Consider the following 25,025-nt stretch of genomic DNA (forward strand, 5'->3'; position numbering starts at 1 on the left):
TTTCTATATTCAAAAAAATCTAAGAATTATTTTTTCTCTGATTTTTTAAAAACTTATTCTTTAATGAACTTAACATTCGAACTCCCTTTGTCTGAATTAATTTTAACAAAATAATTTCCTGTTCTTAAACTAGAAACATCAATTTTAGAAACCTTCTCGGCATTGGGAATTACCAAAACCAACTGTCCTAAAGTGTTGTAAATACTAATAGATTTCACTTCGATAGCTTCTTTTGCAGTTATATTCAAAACTTCTTTTGCAGGATTTGGATATAAAGTGAAGTAATTGGAAAACTCAAAATCTTTGGTTGCCAAGGTTTTAAAAGTGGAACTGGCTGGTTTTGTTACAACAGGAAAATTGTAGTCAAAATAAATACTGGCATCATTGGTAAAGGTATCACCCACTTTAAGCGTAGGCAAAGTTTTAATTTTGAAAGCAATATAACCATCATTAGTCGCATCATCAAAAGGAAGATTGATATTTTCGAAAATGAATTCTACTTTATTACCATTTGAAATATTGGTTACAAAAGAATGGCTCGAACTTGTTGGAATTAAAGTCGAAATATCAAATTTGGACAAATCAATCATATCTTTAACTACAATATTTTGGGCAGCATAAGTTCCGTTATTTTCAAAACGAATCATGTAATGTACATACTCGCCTATCAAGTTTGGAGTAATACTACTTCCCTCCAAACAAGTTTTATCATTAGGATCATAAGATCCAACAACTGTTTGATTTAATGCAAATGTATTGTCTAATGGGGTTTCGTCTGCAGCGGTAGAAGTTATACCTGCTGTATAAGCCAAAACATCTCCATTGTTTACTGCTGGTGTTGCAGTTGGTGCGTTTACTTTAATCGTAAAAGTTATTTCTTTACTTTCAAATGGTTTAAGATTTGTAAAATTCCAGGATAGATTATTTACTTTTTGAGTAGTTACAACTGGATTTGCCATGACTATATCTAAAACAGCATCATCAAAAGTTAGATTTACTGCTCCTGATTGCGTAATGTTTCCTTTATTTTTATAAACTATTTTATAAGAAGCGTCAAAACCAGGTCTTGCAGCATCTACAGGCAATATGTTTATTTCTAAATCTCTATGAATACCATTTGGAGATATGCAAAAATTTTGATTACGTGGACTTTCTTCTAATGGAAAAGTTACATCTATAGAGGATGGAGAAATATTAAAATAGCTTGGATTTTCAAGTTTTGGAGTGATTGAATAAGTACCTGCTCCAAGAGTAATAGCATAATTAGCACTAGCGTCAGAAATGATTTCTCCTTTATTAACTCCGTTTACGATATTAAATTTAAGATTTGGCATGGCTATATCTAAAGGATCACAACCATTTGCATCAGAATCAACAGTGCTTTTACCTTCAATGGAGTAGTAAGTTCCGCCAGGAGTAAATGTGCAATAGGAATTTACGTTAATACTAAAACTCTTCCTTGGAAGCTTTACAACCTTTTCAATTTCAGACTCATCAGTGCATATATAAGCTAGATCATAATTATAATCAAAACTCAGATTTTTGATCCCTTTTCCGTTTTTTATTAATAAATAATTTAAAGAATTGGAATCACAATTTAAATCTGTCAAAAACTGTAAATTACTCGCATCTAAACTTGTAAGTTTATTTCTTTGGCAACTCAAACTTTGTAAATTTTTCATTTCCAAAATAGCTAAATCGTAAAATCCATTGTAGTCACAATTAAAAACTTTCAAGTTAGTGAGCAGATCAAAATCCAGATTATCTAATGCATTGTGGTCACAATATAAATATTCTAATTTTGACAAACTATTCAATTTTAATTCTCCAACACTCCTATAACCACAATCTAAATAAGTAAGATTTGGATACTCTTCTAAATCTAAAATTAAAAAAGTTCCGCATTTAAAAGATTGACCAACACCTCTACAATCTAAATGCACTAAATCTTTGAGTCCATTAAATTTTAAATCTTGTATTTGATCTCCCTGACAATCCAAGTACGTAAGATTTTTGGAACCAGTCACATCCAATATATCAAGTTCATTCCACCTACAACTTAATTTTTGAAGTTGAACCAATCCAGATAAATTCAAATCAGTAATTTTATTATAAGAACAATCTACTTCTTCCAAAAAGCTCAACCCGCTTAAATCTAGCTTTGTAATGTAGTTATAGTGACTCCATAAACGAACAAGATTTTTGAAGCTTTTTATCCCTTCTAAAGATTGAATTTTATCATCAATTAAATTTAATTTATATACCATTAAAGCTTCACTAACTTCGATTTCATCATTTCTATTTATATCAATTTCAATAAAATTTCCATCCTTGTCTTCTGCCACAATATAATCGTTGTCATCGCCAGATAAACTTGGATTAGCTTTTAATAGTTTGGATTTAAAAACAGGATCTGCTATGGTAACTATGTCATTAGGGGCACAATCTGTGTAAATAGTACTTTTGGAATTTCCATATAAAGTAGTAAGGGTTGAAATTTGTGATACTTGAGAGGCATCAGTACAAATGTAGGTCAAGTTAGGATTGCCACTAAAATCTAAAGTAGTTTCATTTATGCCATTCTTTAAGTATAAGCTTATCAACAAATTATTGTTACACTTTAATTTTTGCAACTTGTTTAAAGTTGATAAATCTAAAGTCAATAATGAATTTGAACCACATTCCAAATTTGTAAGATTTGCATTTGCTATTAAATCTAAGGTGTCAAACTGATTAAAGTTTAACTCTAAAGTATTGATATCCTTGAGGGTATCAAAATTAATCTGTTGCAAAAAATTATTATTACATTTTAATACTTGCAAGTTATTAACCTCATTGAACATCAAAACCACTAACTTATTAAAGCTTAACTCTATAGATTTTAACTTAGTAAGTCCAGGAATTTCTAAATCAGAAATTTCATTGTTATTCCCTTTAATATTTTCGAGATTATTTACGTCCATTAGTGTAATTTCTTCTATTTTATTAAAGCTAAAATCTAAATCAATTAGATTATTGAGCGCATTTAATTCTAATTTGACTAATTTATTACCGCTACAATCTAACTTTTTCAAATTTTCAAAAGAATTAATTCCTTTTAAGTCATAAATATCAGAATTAGATATTGAAAGAGTTCCTACCAACAGAGCTTCACTTAATTCAATTTCTGAATTACCATTAGTATCAATTTTAATTGAAATTCCATTTGCATCTTGTGCAATATTATTTGTAATATCTGCTTTTAATAATTTTGCTTTAAAATTAGCATCTGGAAAAAAAACATTATTATTATTCAGGGAACAATTGGTACTAACCACGCAATTGATATAACCATATAAGTTAATTAAGACCTCAATGTCATCTTTTTCACTAGTATCAAGACAAATTAAGGCCAAATTAGGATTATCACTAAAAGAAATAGTATCCGTAGAATTGTTATTAATATATAATGAAGTGATTTTGTTTGAATTACAATTTATTTCAGAAATCCAATCCAAACCTCTTACATCCAAATTTGTGAGCAAATTATTATTACATATTATTTGATCGATTAAGCGGTTACTTGACAAATTTAAGGAGGACAAGTTATTGTTATTACAAACTAGATTTTCAATAACTAAAACTCCCAATAGATTCAATGTTTCTAAATGGTTAAAACTACAATCTAGGTTAATAAGATTGCTTAAATTACTTACATCCAAAGATGAAATGTTATTTTGTCCACAATTAAGTGTTACAATATTTTTAAAACTTTTTATCCCTTCCATTGAGGAAATCAAACAATTGCTAACGTCTAAAGTAGAAACATTTAATGCTTCTGATTGTTCAATTTCTCCGTTAATATTTATATCTATTTTAAAATAATTCCCCGCTAAATCTTTTGCAGTTGTATTGCTAGAACTGGCAGCAACTAACTTTTCCTTAAATTTCGCATCAGGAAAATCAATAATCTGCGCACTCAAACCATTAAAAAAACAAAAAGTCAAAAACAAAAAGTAGAATTTTTTCATAAGAAATATTTAGTAAAACAAATATAACCTTTTGAATGTACTTAGTTTTATTTTTCTTGTTAAAATTAAAAATGGTCCATAAAAAAGTCCCGCAAATTGCGGGACTTTCTATATTCAAACGATTAAAAGATTATTTCTTTTTTTCGTTTTTTTCCATTTGGGCTTTAAGACCTGCAAGGATGTCATTGTTGTCACCTAAAGTTGCAGCTGGTGCATTTGTAGATGAGCTAGATGAAGTGTTTTCAGTCACTGCTTTCACGTTTTTCTCCTCTTCTTCACGGAAGATGGCAGTGTGGGAAGCAACTACTCTTTTGAATTCTTTGTTGAATTCGATTACTTTGAAATCAGCTGTTTCGCCTTTTTTCAATTTCTTTCCGTCTTCTTTTTCAAGGTGACGTGTAGGAATGAAAGCAACGATATCATCACCAAATTCTACAGTAGCTCCTTTGTCAACAATCTCGGAGATTTCACCTGAGTGGATAGTTCCAACAGCAAATGAATCTTCGTATTGATCCCAAGGATTGGCAGTAGTTTGTTTGTGACCTAAAGATAATTTACGTCCATCAACATCCAATTCCAATACAACTACGTCCAATTTTTCACCAACATTTACAAATTCAGATGGGTGTTTGATTTTCTTGGTCCAAGAAAGGTCAGAGATATAAATCAATCCGTCGATTCCTTCTTCTAATTCTACGAAAATTCCAAAGTTTGTAAAGTTTCTAACGATACCTGTATGTTTAGAACCTACTGGGTATTTAGAAGTAATGTCAGTCCAAGGATCTTGAGTCAATTGTTTGATACCTAATGACATTTTACGGTCATCTCTATCCAAAGTAAGGATAACAGCTTCAACAACATCACCAACTTTTACGAAATCCTGGGCAGAACGTAAATGAGTTGACCATGACATTTCAGAAACGTGGATCAAACCTTCAACACCTTCAGCCACTTCGATAAATGCACCGTAATCAGCGATCACGACTACTTTACCTTTTACTTTGTCTCCAATAGCCAATTTAGCGTCAAGAGCATCCCAAGGGTGAGCGTTCAATTGTTTCAATCCTAATTGGATTCTTGTTTTCTCGTCATCAAAATCAAGGATTACCACGTTAAGAACTTGGTCTAATTCAAGAACTTCAGATGGGTGGTTGATTCTTGACCAAGAAAGGTCAGTAATGTGGATCAATCCATCAACACCACCAAGGTCAATAAACACACCGTAAGAAGTAATGTTTTTAACAACACCTTCTAATACTTGTCCTTTTTGTAATTTTCCGATGATTTCTTTTTTCTGTACTTCAATATCCGCTTCAATAAGCGCTTTGTGAGATACAACAACATTTTTGAATTCGTGGTTGATTTTTACCACTTTGAATTCCATCATTTTGTTTACATATACATCGTAGTCTCTAATTGGTTTAACATCAATTTGAGAACCTGGAAGGAAAGCTTCAATTCCGAAAACGTCCACGATCATACCACCTTTAGTTCTGCATTTTACAAAACCATTAACGATTTCTCCTGTTTCGTTAGCCGAAATAACTCTATCCCATGATTTGATAGTACGTGCTTTTCTGTGAGACAATACTAGTTGACCTGTTTTATCCTCACGGATGTCAATCAATACTTCTACTTTGTCACCTACTTTTAATGCTGGATTGTAACGGAATTCGTTCAATGAAATAACACCTTCCGATTTTGCGTTGATATCAACGATAACGTCTCTATCAGTAATTCTAACAACGATACCTTCTACTACTTCTTCTTGATCTGTCGCGATAAAAGTTTTTGAAACTAGGTCTTCGAATTCTTGTAAGTTTTTCTCGTCTACTGCATCAATACCTTCTTCGAAGTTGTGCCAGTTAAAATTTGCTAAAAACTCTTCTTGTGATTTTAAAATTTCAGACATGCTGATTAAAAATTTGTATTCTGCATTCTCTCGAGTTTCATAACGTGCTAGAAAACAACAGAAGTTGTTTGTATATTTTGTTGATACCTAAAGGAAACTCCTATTCACCAAAAGGTGTGCAAAAGTAATTCTTTTTTATTTATCTGCAAAATATTTGTCGAGAGATAATCGATTGATTTTAAGGAGCAAGACTTTTTGGGGTTTTTATGGGCTCTGCACCCGTTTTTCGCTGCAAACGAAGTTCACTGAACTCCAATTGAAATATGAATTATGTGAAGTAATCTTTTTCTTTTTTAAAGAAAAAAAAAAAAAGGATTTCCTCTGCAATCGGGGCTATTTATAACCTTTAAGGTTTCAAAACAAATTCATCCTATAAAATCAAACTATTAATATAAAAAAATTATGATTTTTAATATTATTTGTAAGAAAAAAAATCTATATTTGATTCGAAATTAAACAAAAATTTTATAAAAATGTAACACGATTTCAGTTTAAAAAACATTTTATTTTGTTATAATTAATGAAATTTTTATTAAAAAATATTTCCATAAAGGTCCTAGTTCGAACCAAAACTATTTTTTTACAAAAGAGTCTCCTCTTTTTGCCATCCGATTGACACCCAAGCAAAATAAAGTCTGTTTTTAAACCACAAAATTTTGAAAAAATCCATTAATCAACCCCTATAATATGAAAAAACCTATTTTAAAAAAAATTATACTTTCAATATTATTCCTAACCATCATTAGCTGTTCCTCAACAAAAACCACCAGCAAAGACAATAAAAAAATTACACAAATCAGCACTTATTCTGGAATAAAAGCTACAGAAGATACTTATTTCAAAAGACCAAGTAGTATTGTCCAATCAGGTGATAAAATATTTGTCGCAGATACAGATAACAATTTAATAAGACAAATCCAGGATAACAAAATAACAACCTTTGTTGGAAACGGGAAACACGATAATTATGATGGTAAACTTTTAGAAGCCTCTTTAAGTAATCCTAACGGCCTAATAATTGACAGCAAAAACAATATCTATACCATAGCTGATAATATCCAAATTAAAAAAATTGACCCAGAGGGAAATGTCACAATATTTGCAGGAGAAAAGCACTCACCAGGTTTTTACGGAGCATTTGATGGAAAAATTGAATTCGCCACCTTCAAATTCATAACTTCCTTAGCGATAGACGATAACGATAATATATTTGTTGTGGAGCAAAATAGAATACGAAAAATTTCTAAGGGATTTGTCACTACAATAGCAGGTAGCACTGAATCTGGAGATAAAATCGGAACTTCAAAAGAGGCTCTTTTCCATCAAATATCAGATATTGCAATAAGCAAAAACGGTGAGATTTTTATTTCAGATCAAGCTAATGGGAAAGTAAAAAAAATGAGTTCTGATGGCATTGTTTCTGAATTTATACCAAGAGGAAATATTTATTGGCCTACTTCCATAAAATTCAATAGTAAAGGCGAATTAATAGTTTTCGATAGTAATAAGAAAAAATTCTATGTTGCTGATAAAAACGGGAAAATAATCAACACATTTAGTGACAAAAAAATACTTTCCGAAAATTATTATTTTAAGGTTAAAATGATAATCGACAAAAATGATGACATTATTATCCCTTCTCTAAATTTTATAAACATTATAGATAAAAATTTGAACATTGTTCAAATTGGAGAAGAAAACGGATTTTGCAGAAATGGAGACATCAATAAGGCAACATATGATATTCCATATGACGGTATTTTTGACAAAACTGGCAATCTTTTTATTATTGAAAAAGGAAATAATTTAGTTCGCAAAATTTCTAAAGAGGGCATTGTAAGTATATTTTCTGGTAGCGGTAATTACGGGGATAAAGATGGTGAAAGTACAAATTGTAAATTTTCCTACCCACAATCAATAACAATAGACAACCTTGGAAATTTGTACATTCTAGACGGATATAATAACGATTCAAAAATAAAAAAAATAGATTCAACTGGAAAAGCAGTAACTTTTATTGACCCAATAAAAAGGAAGTTAAATTGGAAACGACCTTGTGATATGGTTTGCGATTCCGAAAACAATATTTTTCTTTCTGATAGCGAAAAAAATACTATTTTAAAAATAGACCCCATAGGCAATGTACTAGAATATATTACTCCACGCGACATAAATCTTAAAATGCCTGAAGGACTCGCTATTGACAAAAAAAACAATTTATATGTATGCGACTCCTATAATCACAGAATTGTAAAAATTGATAGTAATAAAAAAATAGAAATAATCATTCCAAGCAATAATATTGCACTTGATGAACCTGAACACATAACCATCGACGATTTTGGAAATCTATATGTTACAGACAAAAACAGAACACGAATTATCAAAATTTCTAACGAAAAATACTCAGATATATATATAGATGAGTCAACCCTTGGTACAAATAAGCAAGTAGAATTTAGTGAATATTATAATACTCTAAATATTGAAGCATTTGAAAACAATATTTTTGTATTTGACAAATATAACCACCAAATAATAAAACTTAACCAAAGAGATAATCGATAAATTAACAAAGTTCAAATCACAAATATCCCCCACCAGATTCCGCACGAATCCTTTCGTGTGGATGCTTTCACAAGAAAAGTCACCCAAACCCCAGAAAACCAAAAAAAAAAGAAAATGAAAAAATTAACTTTATTATTTTTAATTATTATTTCAGCAAAAACGTATTCGCAAACAAAAAACTTCATTGATTTACCTTATATCGAAACTTCTGCAATTGCCGATACTTTGGTATTACCCAATAGAATTCATCTGAACATTGTAATTTCTGAAAAAGACACAAAAGACAAATATTCGATTGAAGAATTAGAAAATTTAATGGAGCAGAAATTAAAAGGTTTGGGAATTAATACAAACCAAAATTTAAGTTTGAATGATTTGGCAAGTAATTTCAAAAAATACTTCATCAAAGAAACAGATGTTATGAAATCAAAATCATATAATTTAGTTGTTGAAAATGCAAAAATGGCAGGAAACATAATTGCTGAACTTGAAACAATTGAAATTTCAAATATCCGTGTAGCCAAAACTGAAAATACTGAATATGAAAAAATAAAACTCATATTAAAATCAAATGCAATTGCAAAAGCAAAAATTCAAGCAGAATTTATGACTAAACCTTTGAAACAAAAAGTGGGCAATGCCATATTTATTTCTGACTTAACAAACGTAAGAAATAGTGATGACGGTGGAAGTTTGCAGGAAATTGTAGTTGTAGGATATGGCAGAAAAAGTAAACAAGAATATAAACCTATTGACATTGAATTTCAAAAAATTAAAATGGAAAGCATTGTTAACGTGAAATTTAAACTTGAATAAAAAAGGTAAACCGCTGTACGAAGTTCCGGGCTGCCGCGAGCATCACGCTGGGATATGTAACTAAAACCCCCGATAGCGCGGATTTGCAATCCGTGCCCATAATCGAGAGCAAGCCTCACCTGCTGTACGAAGGCTGCTCGAAGTGTTCTTTAAAAAAACGTTCTTAAAAACTACGGGCTGCTGCGAAGTCTCCCGACTTCGTACCCACTACAATATGCAGCTACAACCTTAACCAATAAACGTAAATAATAAAAAATGACTGAATTTAAAGAATTTGAAAACAATAATTACAACCTGAAAAAATCTGACGTTTTAAGAAAAAATGGCGCTGGAATTATCGATGCCATTTTAGTTCTTGTTATTCAAACTACTCTTTTTCATTATTATCCAAAACTATCGAATCTAATAGAATTCCCAAACCCGTTGAGTGCCATGTTTTTTTATGTCTTTGTGATATTCATTGTGTATCGATTCCTGACCATTTTTGCTTTTGGGAAAACAATTGGAATGGCAGTTCTGAACATGCGATTTGCCAAGCGAAATGAAACAAAACTTTCTTTCAAAGAGAAATTACTTTCGGTAGTAATGATTTACACCAATACCGTGGATTGCTATCATCTTCAATAGTAAAAGTTTATGATTAATGAATTTCACAACTTTTATCTAAACAAGGAAGAACCAAACAAAAGTTGTTTGCTGTCCTTGCGCAACATTATTTTGAATCAAGACACCAATATTATGGAGACACAAAAATACGGAATGCCTTGTTTTTGCTATAACAAAAAAATGTTTTGCTATTTGTGGACAGACAAAAAAACAAACGAACCATATATTTTAATGGTCGAAGGAAACCACCTGGATCACCCAAAATTAGAAAAAGGTGACCGTTCCCGAATGAAGATTTTAAGAGTGAATCCCAACGAAGATTTACCTTTAAAAACGATTGAAACTATTCTGCAAAAAGCACTCGACTTATACAGGATTGGCATCATAAAAATAAAAAAATAAACCCGACACAAGCGATAGCGAACCGACAAAGTAAACTGTGCACCAACATTAGACTTTTCTGCAAATTATTTCATTGTGTATATTGCTTATTGAAACAAGTCTCCCTGCCGCTACCCAGCATTCCATATTCGAAAACAACATATGGCAAAGCCTGGTCAAAGCCCACTCAAAGCCTAGGTTGTGGTACCCCTAAAAAGTGCCCCATTACAATTTACCGCAATAAAAAACCCGATAGATTTTTGAAACCTGACGGGTTTTAAGGTATAAAATAATCTCTTAATGACTCACTTTTGCCACTTCTTCAGGTTTGTGTTCGTGTTTGAACAAAACGGCAAAAGCGATAGCGATTACCAAGGCATAAGAAGCAAAAGCCAACCAGATACCGTGCCAATCTCTCACCCTGCTGGCGAAGTCTCCCGACTTGTACCCAATATTATTAAGTTAAGTTTTTTTACCGTCGCTTCGAGTGTTTTTTAATAGTAAAGCGACAGCTTTACTATTAAAAAAAGTATCGAGAAGCCTACAAGAGTGTGGTTCTCGATACTTTTTAGTAAAAAAGCTGTCGCATTTTTAATATTACCGCTTAAACATCTGAAAGATGCAATATAATATATACGGATCTTAATCACATTGGGCCTGCGGGTCTAGAGCCAACTATCAGGCATTATGCTTTTTCTATTGGGTTGGACATTGGGTTTCTTCTTATAGACTAAACCAATTTTCTATTATTTTTTTTTCTACCATAGCATTACAGTGATGAACGTATTCATTTTTAACGACATCGTATTGATAATCCGCTCCCCACTTTTTATAGTTTTTGGCTACTTCGCTCACGGCATTGCATATAAAATTAATTTCGACGTCAGTCATGGTGGGATGAATAGACATGCGAATCCATCCTGGTCTTTCTACTATGCAACCCTCCAATATTTTATTTTCGATGCTTTTGGAAGTTACTTGATCCACATTTAACAAAAAATGCCCATAAGTCCCTGCACATGAACAACCGCCACGTGATTGGACTCCAAAGCGATCATTTAATAATTTTACAATCAAATTAAAGTGCGCGCCCGTTATAAAAAAAGAAAAAACACCAAGTCTATCCGTATGCTCTGCAGCCAAAATATTTAGGTTTGGAATTTCAGAAAGCCTTTCGAAAATTATTTTGCTTATTTCGTGTTCGCGATCCAGAATGTTTTTCACCCCCATCTTTTCTTTCAATTGGATTGAAAGAGCTATTTTAATAGTCTGTAAAAACCCTGGTGTCCCTCCATCTTCGCGGGTTTCAATATCATCTACATAATCATGATCGCCCCACGGATTGGTATAGCTCACCGTTCCGCCGCCAGGATTATCAGGTACTATGTTTTTGTATAATTTTTTATTAAAAATTAAAACCCCTGAAGTCCCTGGACCTCCCAAAAATTTATGTGGCGAAAAGAAAATAGCATCTAGATAAGAATCACTGTCTTTCGGATGCATATCAATGGATACATAAGGTGCCGAGCACGCAAAATCAACAAAACAAAGACCTCTATGCTGATGGATGATACTGGCAATTTTATGATAATCGGTTCGTATTCCCGTTACATTTGAGCAGGCCGTCACCGATGCTATTTTTATAGGCCTATTTTTATACTGGATCAAAAGTTGCTCAAAACTATTCAAACAAATTAGTCCCGATGGCTGGCAAGGAATTATTGCAACATCGGCAATGGTTTCTAACCAAGAAGTTTGATTCGAATGGTGTTCCATGTGGGTAATAAAAACAATCGGTCGCAATTCATCTGGAAAATTGGTAAATTCTTTTAAATTCTCCGAAATTTTAAATCCTAAAATACGCTGTAATTTGTTAACGACTCCTGTCATGCCAGAGCCTTCGGTGATCAAAATATCCTCTGAACTGGCATTTACATGCTTTTTGATTATTTCTCTGGCATCATGATAAGCCATTGTCATCACGGAACCTGTTATTGCCGTTTCTGTATGGGTATTGGCAACAAAGGGACCAATTTCATTCAGCAATTTATTCTCAATGGGCCGATATAATCGTCCGCTTGCCGTCCAGTCAGCGTAAATAATTTCTTTTTCACCGTAAGGTGATTCAAACTTTTGACCAATACCTACAATGTTTTCCCGGAATTGTTGAAAATACTGTTCTAATTCAGAACCTTCCTTTTGTTTTTCTTTGCTAAGCGGAGCAACACCTTCAAGAGATAAATCAGGTAAAAAACTCATAATAAACACGTTAAATTAAACATTTTAAAGACAAACACCCTTGTTTTTAAACCAAAGTGTATCCTATACAAACTTATTTTTTTATCTATTTTACTAATTCATCCAATAAAACTTTCAGCTCTTTGGATGAAGGTCTTGGTGCATCTGCCGTAACGATATTGCCCAGTGGATCGACTAAAATAAACCTTGGAATACCGTTTATTCGATAGTCTTTAACAAATTGCGAAGACCAGTTCGCATCAGAAAACAACTGTACTCCTGATAATTCTTTCTCTTTCACGATTTGCTTCCATTTTTCATGATCTTTTAATTCATCCACTGAAATGCTCACAAATGCGATGTTTTTTGAATGATAGCTTTTTTCTATTTCCTTCAAAAAGGGAATCTCCCCTTTACATGGACCGCACCAAGTAGCCCACACATCAATATATACATACTTTCCTTTTAAATCTTCTAAAGACGTTTTGCCTCCACTATAGTTTTCATAAGCACTAAATTTTGGAGACTTGGCGCCTTTGACCAAAACTGTTTTTATAAAATGACTATCCGTATAACTATCTGAATAATAACTTACGATTTCATTCACCTCTTTTTTCTCGTTTTCGATAAAAATAGGATCTAGTTTTTTTGTCCCAGCTAAAGAAGACCTCAGGATTTGACTTCCTTCATTCACTTTTTTATCAAAATTAACCTTATCTAGTACAAATATGGAATCCTCTGCAAAAAAAGTGTTCAATAAAAGATTTTTTGATGCCAAATAATTATTGGGCTCAGCTCCTATTCCTTTAAAAACAAGGCTGGCATCAAACTCCTTGGTGTCTAGAACAAGATCTAATTCAAAACCATTTTTTAAATAAAGATCCAATGATTCCGTGCCATCGGATAACTGATAATAACCCGCTGCCACTTTTAAGCTGTCTGAAAAAGTACCATCTTGTTGGATCTGAATTTTTTTCGAAAAGGACCTAGACTGTATTATTATAAAATCAGAATTAGGATTCGTGATTTTCCCGGAAATGACTACATGGTCTTTTAACGTCACTACAGTGAATGCTGTCGCTACAAATGCGATACTAAATAGGTAAAATAATTTCTTCATTTCTACTTTTTATTAAATTTAGCTACTCCTGTTTGCAGCCAGTTGTGGTATTCTTCGACATCTGGAGTATAACCTACGGGATCAATTAAATTTTCACCTTCATGATCTGTTAATACATAAAATGGCTGTGCGTTTGCTTTGTATTTTAGGGTTTGAAACTCACTCCATTTTTGTCCCACATATTTTAATTTCTTTCCCGGTCTAAGCTTAGATGCTATTTCGGCTCCTTCAGGAAGCGCTCTTTTATCATCTACATACAAAGATATTAGTACTACATCGTTTTTAAGGATAGCTAAAATTTGTTCTTTTGGCCAAACTTGCTGCTCCATTTTTCTGCAGTTGACACAAGCATAGCCCGTAAAATCTAGCATAACTGGCTTGTTTACTTTTTTGGCGTAAGCCATCCCTAAATCATAATCAGTAAATGCCACAATATTATGTGGAGCCATTAAATGGGCGCCTTCTGGAATAGTACTCACCATTGCCGCTCCACCCCCTTGTGAAGAGCCAACGCCATAAGGCGATTCACTATAATGCTGGGCTGGCGGAAAAGCACTAATCAAATTTAATGGCGCTCCCCATAAACCTGGAATCATATAAATGGTAAAGCTTAGTGTCAATAAACCCAAACTTAGTCTTCCTACCGAGATGGATGTCAGCGGAGAATCGTGTGGCAATTGAATTTTACCAAAAAGGTAAAAAGCCAAAGTTCCAAAAATAGCGATCCATATCGCCAAGAATACTTCGCGTTCTATCAAGTGCAATTGCAATACTAAATCCGCATTCGATAAAAATTTAAATGCTAAAGCCAATTCTAAAAATCCTAATACTACTTTTACCGTATTCAACCATCCACCTGATTTGGGTAATGAATTTAGCCATCCCGGAAAGGCTGCAAATAATGCAAATGGTATGGCTAAGGCCAAAGAAAAGCCAAGCATCCCAATTATGGGACCTACCTGATTTCCGGATGCAGCCGCTTGTACCAATAGAGTGCCTACAATAGGTCCGGTACAAGAAAAAGATACGATAGCCAAGGCCAAAGCCATAAAGAAAATTCCTATTAGCCCTCCTTTATCGGCTTTTGTGTCTACTTTGTTTGCCCATGAGTTAGGAAGCATAATTTCGAAAGCCCCCAAAAAAGAAACGGCAAAAACAACTAAAAGCAAGAAGAAAATAATGTTAAACCAGACATTGGTAGAAAGCGCATTCAAAGCATCGGCTCCAAAAACGGTGCTCACTAAGGAACCCAAGAGTACATAAATAATGACAATGGATAATCCATATATAATTGCATTTTTGATTCCAGTTGCCTTGTTTTTACTTTGCTTGGTAAAGAAACTCACCGTCATGGGAATCATGGGGAACACGCAAGGCGTTAATAAGGCTGCAAATCCAGAAAGGAAAGCGATAATGAATAGAGACAACAAACTTCTATCGGACGATTTTTTGTTTTTGCTCCCACTGGATTTGTCTATGGTAGTATCTTTAACCGCTGTTTTTCCAATTGTAGCGGCACTAAGTTCTTCGTTTATAATCGTATCGCTTACAATTGCGTTTTCATCAATCGGAGCCACTACTTTTTCCGCTTCAATTGTTTTCTCAGCAATCGCTAGTTTCGTTTCAGGAATCTCAAAAGCAAGATCTACATACGATGGAGGCAAACAATTGGCATCATTACAAGCCATAAACTCAACTTCGCCTGATACTTTAAAAGCTTTTTTAGAAAGTAGATTTATACGCTGTTTAAAAACGGCTTTGTTCTCAAAAAAAGTAATCTTCATGTTAAATACAGGATCGGTAACGGTCTGTCCTTTTTCTTCTGTTACTTTCCCTACCAATTCAAAATTTGCATTTTTAGAAAACGTAAAAGCGGTTGGTATAGGACCATTATCCGGAACATTCTGAGAGTACAAATGCCAGTTGGCCTCAATGGTGGCCTGCATTACTAATTCGTAGGTGGTACCTGAAACCGGCACAACTGAAGTCGCCCATTTCACGGGCTTATGTATTTGTGAAAAACTAGTAGCACTTAAAATAAATGCCAAGAGTAGTAATATTTTCTTCATTAGATTATGTTTTATAGGGATCAATAAATTAAAAGGGCCATTAATGTAATGACCCTAAAAATCCTTTCGCTTTTTGTATACTAATTCAAAATACTTAATAGAAACTAAGTAGTGATGAAAGAGGCTTTAAAATTATTTTCGGGGTTTAAATACGATTTCAAAACTTTGTGAATTATGCATCATTTGCTTTACAAACTTCTGGATGTCCTTTGGCGTAATGGCATTTATTATAGCTACATTGTTCTTCGTGTCGTTTCTATTATACCCTTCAATTAAGTAATCATAAAGCACGTCCAACTCGTAATTAGTATAATCCCTTTCTTCTTTTAAATCTTTTAGATAGCTTGTGAGTGCTTTGTTTAAATCTTCTTTATCGATGGTACCCTTTTTAATTTTATCAATTTCTTGATGAACGATAGCAATCAATTTAGCTACTTTCTCAGGATTACAGTCAAAATAAACATAGAAACTAGCTATCTCTGTGGGTCTTTTGCTTAAAATACTATACACACTCGCTCCATAAGTTCCGCCTTCTTGCTCTCTTAATGTTTCGGTCAATCGAAGTTCAAGAATGTCCTGAAAAGCCTTTATGATATAGCTATTTTTTAAACTGTGTTTAAATGGCTTTTTAAATGCAATACGCACTGTGGCTTTCGGATCTTCCATGGGTATGAAAACATCTTTTTTGTTGGTATCATTCAACCAAGCCACCGAATTATCCTGCCATTTTTCTTTTTTCTTAGTTGTAGGCAAACTGGCTAAGTACTTTTCCAATAAAGGTTTTAGAGTCTCTTTTGGAATATCTCCAACAATCAAAAAGGCAAAATCAGAAGGATTGCTAAAACGATCCTGATAAATTGATTTTATTTTTTCAAAAGAGATTTCTTTTAAATATTTCTCATCAAACAGACGTTTTTTAGGATTGTTAAATCCATACAAAGTGGTAGTAATGCTATCTTCCATTTTATAAGCAACTTCGTTTTTTCTTTGAATTAGAGTGTTTTCCAGATTATTTTGTAACACTTTAAAACTGTTTACATCAAATCGCGATTTTACAAACTGCAAATGCACCATTTGCAACAAAGTTTCGATATCCTTCGTTGTGGTCATACCCGAAATTTTTTCTTCTAAATCAGAAATACTTACTCTCGAATTAACATTTTTTCCTGCCAAAACCTTCGTCAGATCAGTTGAGCTGTAATCTCCTAAACCAGACATTCGCACTAAACTACCAACCATTGCTGCCGAAGGAAGATCAGCATCCTTGATGACTGAATTTCCTCCGAAGCTAATTGCTTCAAAAAGCACATTGTTTTTTTCGACATCACTAAACTTATAATGCACCACTACTCCGTTGCTTAAAACAAATTGGGTAAATCCTATTTCTTTGTTCTTTTTTTCAGAAACAATTTTACCAGCTTTAATTTCAGTACCTGAAATCAATGCTTTCCCAACAAATTCATCTGTGTAAGCCACTAAAGTACTGTCGTTTTCTACTTCACTGATTATTTTTAAAGCCTCCCCTTGCGAAAGGTTGTTTTCTCCTTCTACTCCCGTTACATCTAAAACTCGATTTTCGACAGTATAGAGTTTTTTAATAAAATCATGTATATCGGTAGCTTTCATTTGTTGAAAGAGTAGCTTAACAAGATCATATTCTTTTACTATATCGGTCATTGCTTCATTTTCTAAATAGTTGTTCTGGATGGTGTTTACTATTTCCTCATGAGGTAGCTGATCAATTTTACTAATTTTAGTTTGGTAAAAATTACTGTAAATAGCAATTGTTCGATCTATTTCGGCTTGGCTAAAGCCAAATTTAACCGCTCTGTTCAACTCTTCTAAAGCTACTTTAAAAGCTTGGTGTTGCTTATTTGGTTTTGGTGAAATCATCAATCCAAAATTGTTTTTTGCTCTTGCAAAACTTTGAAAACTGCAGCTTGCAGCAACAAAAGGGGCATCCGGTTTTTGTGAAATTTCTCGAAGTCTTGAAGACAACATTTTGCCAACCATTCCGCGATACAAAGATTCTCTTAAATCGGCAACCGTTCTATCTTTCAATGATTTTGGATGATTAATGGTAAAAGAGATATTGGAAGTCGCTACTTCCTTATCTATACCTAAGTTATAAAGCATTGCTTCATTATCAGGAATTGCAATGACAACTCTTTCAAGTGGGTCTTTTATCGCAGGAATTGTAGAAAATAATTTTTCGATTTTTTGCTCCATTTCTGCTACATCAAAATCACCAACCACTGCTATGGCCTGTAAGTCTGTCCTGTACCAATCGTGGTAGAAATCTCTTAATGTTTTGTATTTAAAACTATCAATGACACTCATTAATCCGATTGGCATTCGATCGGCATATTTGCTGTTATTAAACATCGTTGGCAGTGAATTTTTAAAAAGTCGCATGTACCCACTCTGTCTGGTTCGCCACTCCTCTTTGATCACGCCGCGTTCCGCATCAATTTCAGCATCAGTAAGCAATAAACCATCTGCCCAATCATGCAAAATTAATAATGAAGTATCTATTAATCCAGGAACATTTGTAGGGATATTATTCATGTTATACACCGTCTCGTCAAAAGCGGTATAAGCATTGATATCCTTCGCAAAAACAGCTCCATGTTGCTGAAGGGTATTTAAAACGCCTTTTCCGGGGAAATGTTTCGTCCCATTGAAAGCCATGTGTTCTAGAAAATGAGCCAGACCTTCTTGGCCATCCTTCTCTAAAACGGAACCTACGTTTTGAATGATATAATAACTAGCAACATTTTTTACTACATCTGTTTTGTAGATATAATACGTCATCCCGTTTGTAAGGACACCTTTTTTTATTTTAGAATTTACCGGGAGCGGTTCATTCAAATTCACTTCTTGTGCACTGACTGAACAAGCGATAAGAACAAAAGAAAATAGCGTTAATATATTTTTCATGTTTAATTGAATAATTTTAGTTGTAATTCTTATTTATCTATAAAATTCCTTGCGAGAACATATAGCCAGTTTTGCAGGTAAACAAGAGGTATTTATCCAAAAGATGTCATTGCAATCTTTTAAAATGTTTTTTTTAGGAAAGAGTAATCGAAATAATTAAGGATTGAAATGAATTTATTTGGACTTGATTAGAAAATTAATTTAAAACCAGAGAAATAAAACACTCTGGTTCTAACTAAAAATTTTATTAAAGACCAATAAAAAAATCGATAAACTACAAGTCTAGTGAGTGTAAAAGGGCCGACAACTCTGGTTCAGAAGGTCTAGGTGTATCCGAATTGATAATTTTACCTTCTTTGTCTAATAGGATAAAACGTGGAATGGCTTGAATATAATAACCCGCAATAAAAGCAGATTCAATTTCTTTGTCAGCCAAGAGTTGAACTCCTGATAAGCCTTGGGCTTTAATCATGGTGCGCCATTTTTTCTCATCTGCCAAACGGTCAATGGAGATGCTCACAAATTTTATGTTTTTGCCGTGAAACTCTTTCTCTACTTTGCCTATAAAAGGGAATTCGTATTTACAAGGTCCACACCAAGTTGCCCAAACATCAATAAAAACATAGCTCCCTCTAAAATCGGAAAGTGACGATTTTCCTCCATCATAATTGATATAATTTTTGAAATCTGGTGATGGTTTGCCTGCGCCTAACTCACTTTTGTTTCTTTGTGCATCAGCATATTGCTGCATTAAACCTTGTTTTAATTCTTCGAACATTTGTATTTGAGAATCAACAAAGGAAGAATCAAGCTCTAATTTTTTCTTCTCAAGTGCTGTCTTAAAGTCAGCAGTAAATTTATTGATTTTAGCATCAAATACATCTTTATCTGCGTCTAATAAAACATTGTAATCAGCGCCATACAATTCGCCTTCCAGCTTAGATTTAGTTCTCAAGAAACTATTTTCTTTTTCTCCTTTCCCTGTAATGGTAAGGCTTTTCGAAACATTTTTGGCATCAAAATTAATTTCTAAATCCATGTCATTGGCGAGATACAAACTAAAAAATTTGTCATAAAAGGTATTAAAAAAAGCAGGTTTGTCTAATTTTAGGGTGTCTCTAAAAGTTCCATCTGCAGCAACTTTAATGGTAACGGCTCTTGAACTAACAGGATCAAAAAGTCGTACTCCTAATCCTTCGATTGGATTTTCAATTTTCCCGTGTACAACCACAAAATCATTTTGTGACGTCACTTTTTGGCAAGAAAGCAAAACAGTTAATAATCCTACTAATGCTATATTTTTCATATTTTGGTTTTTATAAATTAATGGTTTAAAAAAGGAGAGTGTATTAGTTTTACCGAATACAATAGGCATACACTACATAACACTCTCCTTGAGAAATTGCTTAATAGCCTTTGTTTTGAATTATTGCTTTGTTCCCTATGATTACGTCCAAAGGCATCGGCAACACAAACTGATTTTCGGATACCACGGTCGCTTTAACCGATGAAGCAGTAAGATTCCCTAGCGAATGATAGCGAACGATATCAAACCAACCTTCACCATTCTCAAAGAAAAGCTCTAATAATTTTTCATTGCGTATGTCCTCTAACAAAGTAGCTTTAGTGGAAAGTGCTTTTTCAGTTACTCCTGCACGATTTCTGATTTCGTTCAGGCTTTCTAATGCGCTATCAAGATCCCCGCCATTCCTGCGAGTTTCGGCCTCTGCTTTAATTAAATATATCTCGGCAAGACGCAAATGATACAAGGTGTTACCTTGAGAAGATATTTGATCTACAAATGGATATTTTCCATTACCATTGGTTTTTTTGGTTGCTTGTGCATAAGCATACAAGAAACGTGGGTCATAACCTGAACCAGCACCCGATAAATTACCATCGGTGGAGGTTCCAACTTGAGCGTCAGCTAAGGTTCTTAGTGACTCACTGTAACTTGTTCTACTCACCTGGTTCATGGCTGTTTTACCTTCATTGTCAGGCCCCGTAAATGGTGCAAAAATAACTTCTGATGAGTTAAAGCTATTATTAAAAATAGCGGCATACTTTGTTTCTAAAGCATAACCTTCACTATTATTAATTACTTCATCTGCTAGAAGGGCTGCTTCATTAAATTTCTTTTCGTATAAATATACTTTACACAATAAGGCTTTGGCTGCAAGGCTTCCTGAGTAGAAATGTTCAACGTAAACAGGTCCATTAGTTGCTGAAAAAAGCAAGTCATCTTCGATTTGCTGGTACACTTCCAAAACAGAATTTCTAGGTTTTGCTTCAAGCTTTGTCGAAAATGTTGTTTTTAAAACCACACCATAAGTTGAGTTTAAATCATGGAACTCTCCAAAATAACGTAATAAATTAAAGTGCGTTAATGCTCTCTGAAACTTTGCCTCGGCAAGCATCTCTCCTTTTTTTGCTTCAGAAATACCAATAGCCTTTCCTGCTTCTAACTCCTGAATTAAAAAATTACAGGAATTGATAATCTTGTAATGACCATTATACAAATTAGTCAAAAAGATATTGTCGACAGGAACTTCATTCGTATTGAAGCCTTTACTACCACTCAAAAAACCAGCAATAGTGCCTTCGTTACCGTAAGCCGCTAAATGCAATGGAAAAAAACTAACATCAAATTCTCTCCCTAGGTCATAAACACCATTTAGAACCATCTGTGCCGAAGCTTCATCTCTAATTGTATTGGCCGTGGTTAATTTATTTTGTGGTTTAATATCGTCAATATCACAGCTTGTAATTGTGGTTGCAATTGCAAAAAGTAAGATTGTTTGTATTTTTTTTATATGTTGTTTCATCTGTATTTAAATTTAAAATTGAACTTGAATTCCCAACGAGTAGGACTTAGCGAGTGGATACGGATCTTCATTGTTTATTTGATCTGTAATTGTACCTCTTTCTGAAAAAGTTTCAGGATCAAGTCCAGGCCATTTGGTCCAAGTGAATAAATTGGAACCCGTCAACATAAGCGTCGCTTTTTCAATACCTATTTTGTCCAATAATTGTTGTTCGAAATTGTAACTCAATTGTAGACTTCGTAAACGCAAGTAAGAGGTATCATAAATATACCTATCAGAAACTCTTCCATTGGCAGATGGATCTGAATAAAGCGCTTTTGCATAACGCGCATTCGGATTTTCTGGTGTCCAAGTATTTAAAGCATATTCACCGTACTTATTTTCACCTAATGAATTGAAAACGCCTGTAGGAATAGCATTCCAAATCGATTTTGCACCTACTGAATACTGAAACAAGGCATTAAGAGTCAAATTCTTGTAAGCAAGTGTATTTGAAATTCCACCAAAAAAATCCGGTTGGATATTCCCTATTATATCTCTGTCATCCACTGTAATTTCGCCATCTCCATTAACATCTTCCATCATAAAATCGCCCACACCAGTTGACATTTGGTCGTAGTATCCCGATGGAGAAGCTGCGTTTAGGGCATCTACTTCGTCTTGAGTTTGAAATATTTTAGCCACTTTATACCCTTTAATAGTGCCCACGGGCTGACCTTCTATATAATAATCCAATTGGTAAGGATTGATGCTGGCTCCTTTTAATTTCAATAATTTATTTTTGTTAAAGGACCAATTCACATTGGTAGACCAAACAAAATCTTCGTTTCTCACGATATCGCCTCCCAAACTGATTTCGACACCTCTATTGCTTACATCCATAAAATTTGAATAGTATATCGATGGACCAAGCTCTCTAGGAATAGGTGTTGTCGTTAGGGCATCGGTGGTTTTTCTATGGTAAACATCTACACTTCCTTTCAAACGATTGTTAAAAAATCCGAAGTCTAAACCTAAATTCACTTCATCTGTCGTTTCCCAACCTATGCTAGGGTTTGGAAAATTATTATCCGGGATAACGGCAGAATTTCCATTGTAAATATCTCCCGATTGCGTTTGAAAAAACTGCAAATAAGCAAAATCAGATACGTTTGTAGACCCCACTCTACCAAGACTGGCTCTTAATTTCAAAATATTAATATTCGCACTATCCGACAAAAACTCTTCATTTGAAATATTCCAACTGGTAGACAAGGAAGGGAAAAACCCTGTTTTATTATCTGGTCCAAATTTAGAAGAAGTGTCTGCTCTAAAATTTACAGTGGCATTGTACAAGTTTTTGTAACCGTAGTTCACACGAGAAAACAAGGAATACAATCCTGTTTCTACTGCATTACTAGAGTGACTTAATGTGGTTCTTGCTGCAGAAGCATTGATTAAGACTTCATCATCAGGAAAACCTGCGTATAAGTAATCTGAACTATCAAAATTTGTATTGTCCCAAGCAGCACCAGCTAATAAACCTATTTTGTGGTTTGAAATTTTAAAATCATAATTAGCGGTAAGATTCGTGGTGATATTCGACACTAATCCATTTGATTCACTTAAGTAAGAATCATTAGGGAAAAATATAAAATCGGTCTCTACAATTTTTGGAATAAAAGACCTGTCTTTATTATAAAATACCGATGCATTGACATCCGTTTTAATCTTGAAATCTTTGAATGGCGCTACCTCAATATAGGCACTACCAATAAAATTATAGGATTTATTGTTGGTCTTGTTACTCAATCGCATTAATGGATTGGGCTCCAGTGTAGGGAAATAAACATATTGCCAATCCGTTTGTCCCAATAATTTTCCGTTCTCATCTCTAACTGGTAAATCAGGACGAGCACGAGCAATAGAGGTATTAACCGTGTACTGGTTTAGTATATCATTTTCACCTGAATTAGATTCGGTATGCCCTACATTGACCGAACTTCCTAATCGTACATACTCATTCAAATCTGTATCTAAGGAAATCCCTAAATTGTATTGTTTAAATTTGTCATTAATAGTTAAACCTTCTTGGTCTATTAATGAAGAACTAAAATTGTAGTTCGTCTTATCACTGCCGCCACTCAAACTAAAATAAGCTTGTCTTGTCATTGCCATGTCTCTGAAAACTTCTTTGTTCCAATCGGTATCAGCAGTACCAAAATAGTCGTCTTTGATACCATTATAATCTACCGTAAAGGTATTCCAATCCATTGCTACATTAGCAATACCCTCTAAATCAGAAGACATAAAGGGATCCAATTGACCGTTATTGATAGCCCCAACGGTATTAGACAACAATAAGTTATAGTAATTCTTATATTGACTCGCATTTAACACGTCGACCGTTTTTACTGGTTGAGCAAATGTCGTTGCGTACGAAAAATTAACCCTTGGCTCTTGCCCTTTTGCTCCTCTTTTTGTTTTGATAATAATCACCCCATTGGCTCCACGAGAACCGTAAATAGAAGTCGCTCCAGCATCTTTCAATACATCAAAACTTTCAATGTCATTAGGATTCAATGTCGACAATGGATTAGCGCCTTTCATGGCATCTATATTAAAAGGCACTCCATCAATAACAAATAGAGGCTGGTTCAACCCCTCTGAAGACAATGGCGAAGTAATTCCCCTAATATTGATGCGCACTGGTTCGCCAGGTCGACCTGTATTTTGCGATACTTGTAGTCCTTTGACTAAACCTCCCAAAGCCCTATCAAAACCAATAGTTCCAGTTGCAGCTTGAACAATGTCTTTAGTATTTACTGAAGAAACGGCTCCTGAAAAATCCGTACGTTTTTGTTTGCCATATCCTACAAGAACCACTTCCTCAAGTTCATTAAGTGCTTCTTCTAGAACTACTTTCACCAATGACTGACCTGAGTAAGCAATACGTTTTGATTTATACCCTAAATATGAAAATACTAAAAATTTTCCTGTAAGATTTGAATTCAATTTAAATTTACCCTCAAAATCAGTGATTGTACCCACTTTTGTTCCTTCGATCATAACTGAAACACCTATTAAAGGAATCCCGACTTTATCAGTAACAACGCCTTCTACTTGATTTTGATCAGCAACTAAAACTGATTCTATTTTCGTTTTCTCTACTTTTTTAAGTACGATTTGCTTCCCTAGAATTTGATAAGAAATTTTAGTATTGCTAAAAAGCGTTCCTAAAACGTCTTTCAATTGTTTTTTCTCAACATTTAAATTTATTTTTTGAGTAACGTTTAATTCATTACGGTTATAGAAGAAATGAAAATCCGTTTGGTCTTCTATAATCTGTAAAACATTAGTCAAAGCTACCCCATCAACATGCAGGGTAACCGTTTTTTCCTGTCCATAACTATTTGATGCATAAATTTGAAGAAGGCTGGTAAATAAAAATAAGAGTGTGAATTTCATCTTTAAGTTAGAGTTATTCAAAATGCGCAGCAACGCACTTTTGGTTCGTTGTTTTTTCATAAGTTTACACTTGGTTTAATTTGTTGGTTTTAG

General features: G+C 33.7%; 14 protein-coding genes. 4 read left to right on the forward strand and 10 right to left on the reverse strand.

Annotated elements, in window-relative coordinates:
- Positions 1 to 53: 53 nt before the first annotated feature.
- Together OZP13_RS06840 and rpsA are read right to left on the reverse strand one after the other, a co-directional pair.
- Complete coding sequence (locus OZP13_RS06840) at positions 54 to 4,010, reverse strand: DUF7619 domain-containing protein (RefSeq protein ID WP_281299117.1); 3,957 nt, start codon at positions 4,008 to 4,010, stop codon at positions 54 to 56.
- A gap of 130 nt (positions 4,011 to 4,140) precedes the next feature.
- Positions 4,141 to 5,922 carry a 30S ribosomal protein S1 gene (rpsA, locus tag OZP13_RS06845; protein ID WP_281299118.1) on the reverse strand — a complete coding sequence of 594 codons (1,782 nt, stop codon included), beginning with the start codon at positions 5,920 to 5,922 and terminating at the stop codon, positions 4,141 to 4,143.
- Positions 5,923 to 6,609: 687 nt separating this feature from the next.
- Between rpsA and OZP13_RS06850 the strand changes: the two genes are divergently transcribed.
- The 4 genes from OZP13_RS06850 to OZP13_RS06865 all read left to right on the forward strand — a co-directional run bounded on the left by OZP13_RS06850 (position 6,610) and on the right by OZP13_RS06865 (position 10,314).
- Positions 6,610 to 8,490 (forward strand): NHL repeat-containing protein, encoded by a 1,881-nt coding sequence (locus OZP13_RS06850; RefSeq protein WP_269243104.1) that lies wholly within the window; start codon positions 6,610 to 6,612, stop codon positions 8,488 to 8,490.
- Between the two features lie 114 nt (positions 8,491 to 8,604).
- The gene (locus tag OZP13_RS06855) at positions 8,605 to 9,306 is read left to right on the forward strand and encodes an SIMPL domain-containing protein (RefSeq protein WP_269243105.1); all 702 of its coding nucleotides are present in this window, start codon (positions 8,605 to 8,607) and stop codon (positions 9,304 to 9,306) included.
- A gap of 255 nt (positions 9,307 to 9,561) precedes the next feature.
- Positions 9,562 to 9,933: an RDD family protein gene (locus tag OZP13_RS06860; protein ID WP_281299119.1), complete on the forward strand. Its 372-nt coding sequence runs from the start codon at positions 9,562 to 9,564 to the stop codon at positions 9,931 to 9,933.
- A 9-nt stretch (positions 9,934 to 9,942) separates the two neighbouring features.
- Complete coding sequence (locus tag OZP13_RS06865) at positions 9,943 to 10,314, forward strand: DUF1801 domain-containing protein (protein WP_269243107.1); 372 nt, start codon at positions 9,943 to 9,945, stop codon at positions 10,312 to 10,314.
- A 276-nt stretch (positions 10,315 to 10,590) separates the two neighbouring features.
- Here the strand turns inward: OZP13_RS06865 and OZP13_RS06870 are convergent, their stop codons facing one another.
- From OZP13_RS06870 to OZP13_RS06905, 8 genes are all read right to left on the reverse strand, one after another.
- Positions 10,591 to 10,713, reverse strand: coding sequence for a hypothetical protein (locus OZP13_RS06870; protein ID WP_269243108.1), 123 nt, complete (start codon positions 10,711 to 10,713; stop codon positions 10,591 to 10,593).
- Positions 10,714 to 11,016: 303 nt separating this feature from the next.
- Complete coding sequence (locus OZP13_RS06875; protein WP_281299120.1) at positions 11,017 to 12,552, reverse strand: aminotransferase class V-fold PLP-dependent enzyme; 1,536 nt, start codon at positions 12,550 to 12,552, stop codon at positions 11,017 to 11,019.
- An 85-nt stretch (positions 12,553 to 12,637) separates the two neighbouring features.
- The gene (locus OZP13_RS06880; RefSeq protein WP_281299121.1) at positions 12,638 to 13,651 is read right to left on the reverse strand and encodes a TlpA family protein disulfide reductase; all 1,014 of its coding nucleotides are present in this window, start codon (positions 13,649 to 13,651) and stop codon (positions 12,638 to 12,640) included.
- Positions 13,652 to 13,653: 2 nt separating this feature from the next.
- Entirely contained in the window at positions 13,654 to 15,720 is a 2,067-nt protein-coding gene (locus OZP13_RS06885) for a protein-disulfide reductase DsbD family protein (RefSeq protein ID WP_281299122.1), read from the reverse strand.
- A gap of 132 nt (positions 15,721 to 15,852) precedes the next feature.
- Entirely contained in the window at positions 15,853 to 18,660 is a 2,808-nt protein-coding gene (locus OZP13_RS06890; protein WP_281299123.1) for a M16 family metallopeptidase, read from the reverse strand.
- A 274-nt stretch (positions 18,661 to 18,934) separates the two neighbouring features.
- Positions 18,935 to 19,966, reverse strand: a complete 1,032-nt coding sequence (locus OZP13_RS06895) for a TlpA family protein disulfide reductase (RefSeq protein WP_281299124.1) — start codon at positions 19,964 to 19,966, stop codon at positions 18,935 to 18,937.
- 100 nt (positions 19,967 to 20,066) lie between these two features.
- Complete coding sequence (locus OZP13_RS06900) at positions 20,067 to 21,485, reverse strand: RagB/SusD family nutrient uptake outer membrane protein (protein ID WP_281299125.1); 1,419 nt, start codon at positions 21,483 to 21,485, stop codon at positions 20,067 to 20,069.
- Positions 21,486 to 21,497: 12 nt separating this feature from the next.
- The gene (locus OZP13_RS06905) at positions 21,498 to 24,932 is read right to left on the reverse strand and encodes a TonB-dependent receptor (protein WP_281299126.1); all 3,435 of its coding nucleotides are present in this window, start codon (positions 24,930 to 24,932) and stop codon (positions 21,498 to 21,500) included.
- Positions 24,933 to 25,025: the final 93 nt, after the last annotated feature.

The sequence above is a fragment of the Flavobacterium limnophilum genome (assembly GCF_027111315.2).
Lineage (GTDB): Bacteria > Bacteroidota > Bacteroidia > Flavobacteriales > Flavobacteriaceae > Flavobacterium > Flavobacterium limnophilum.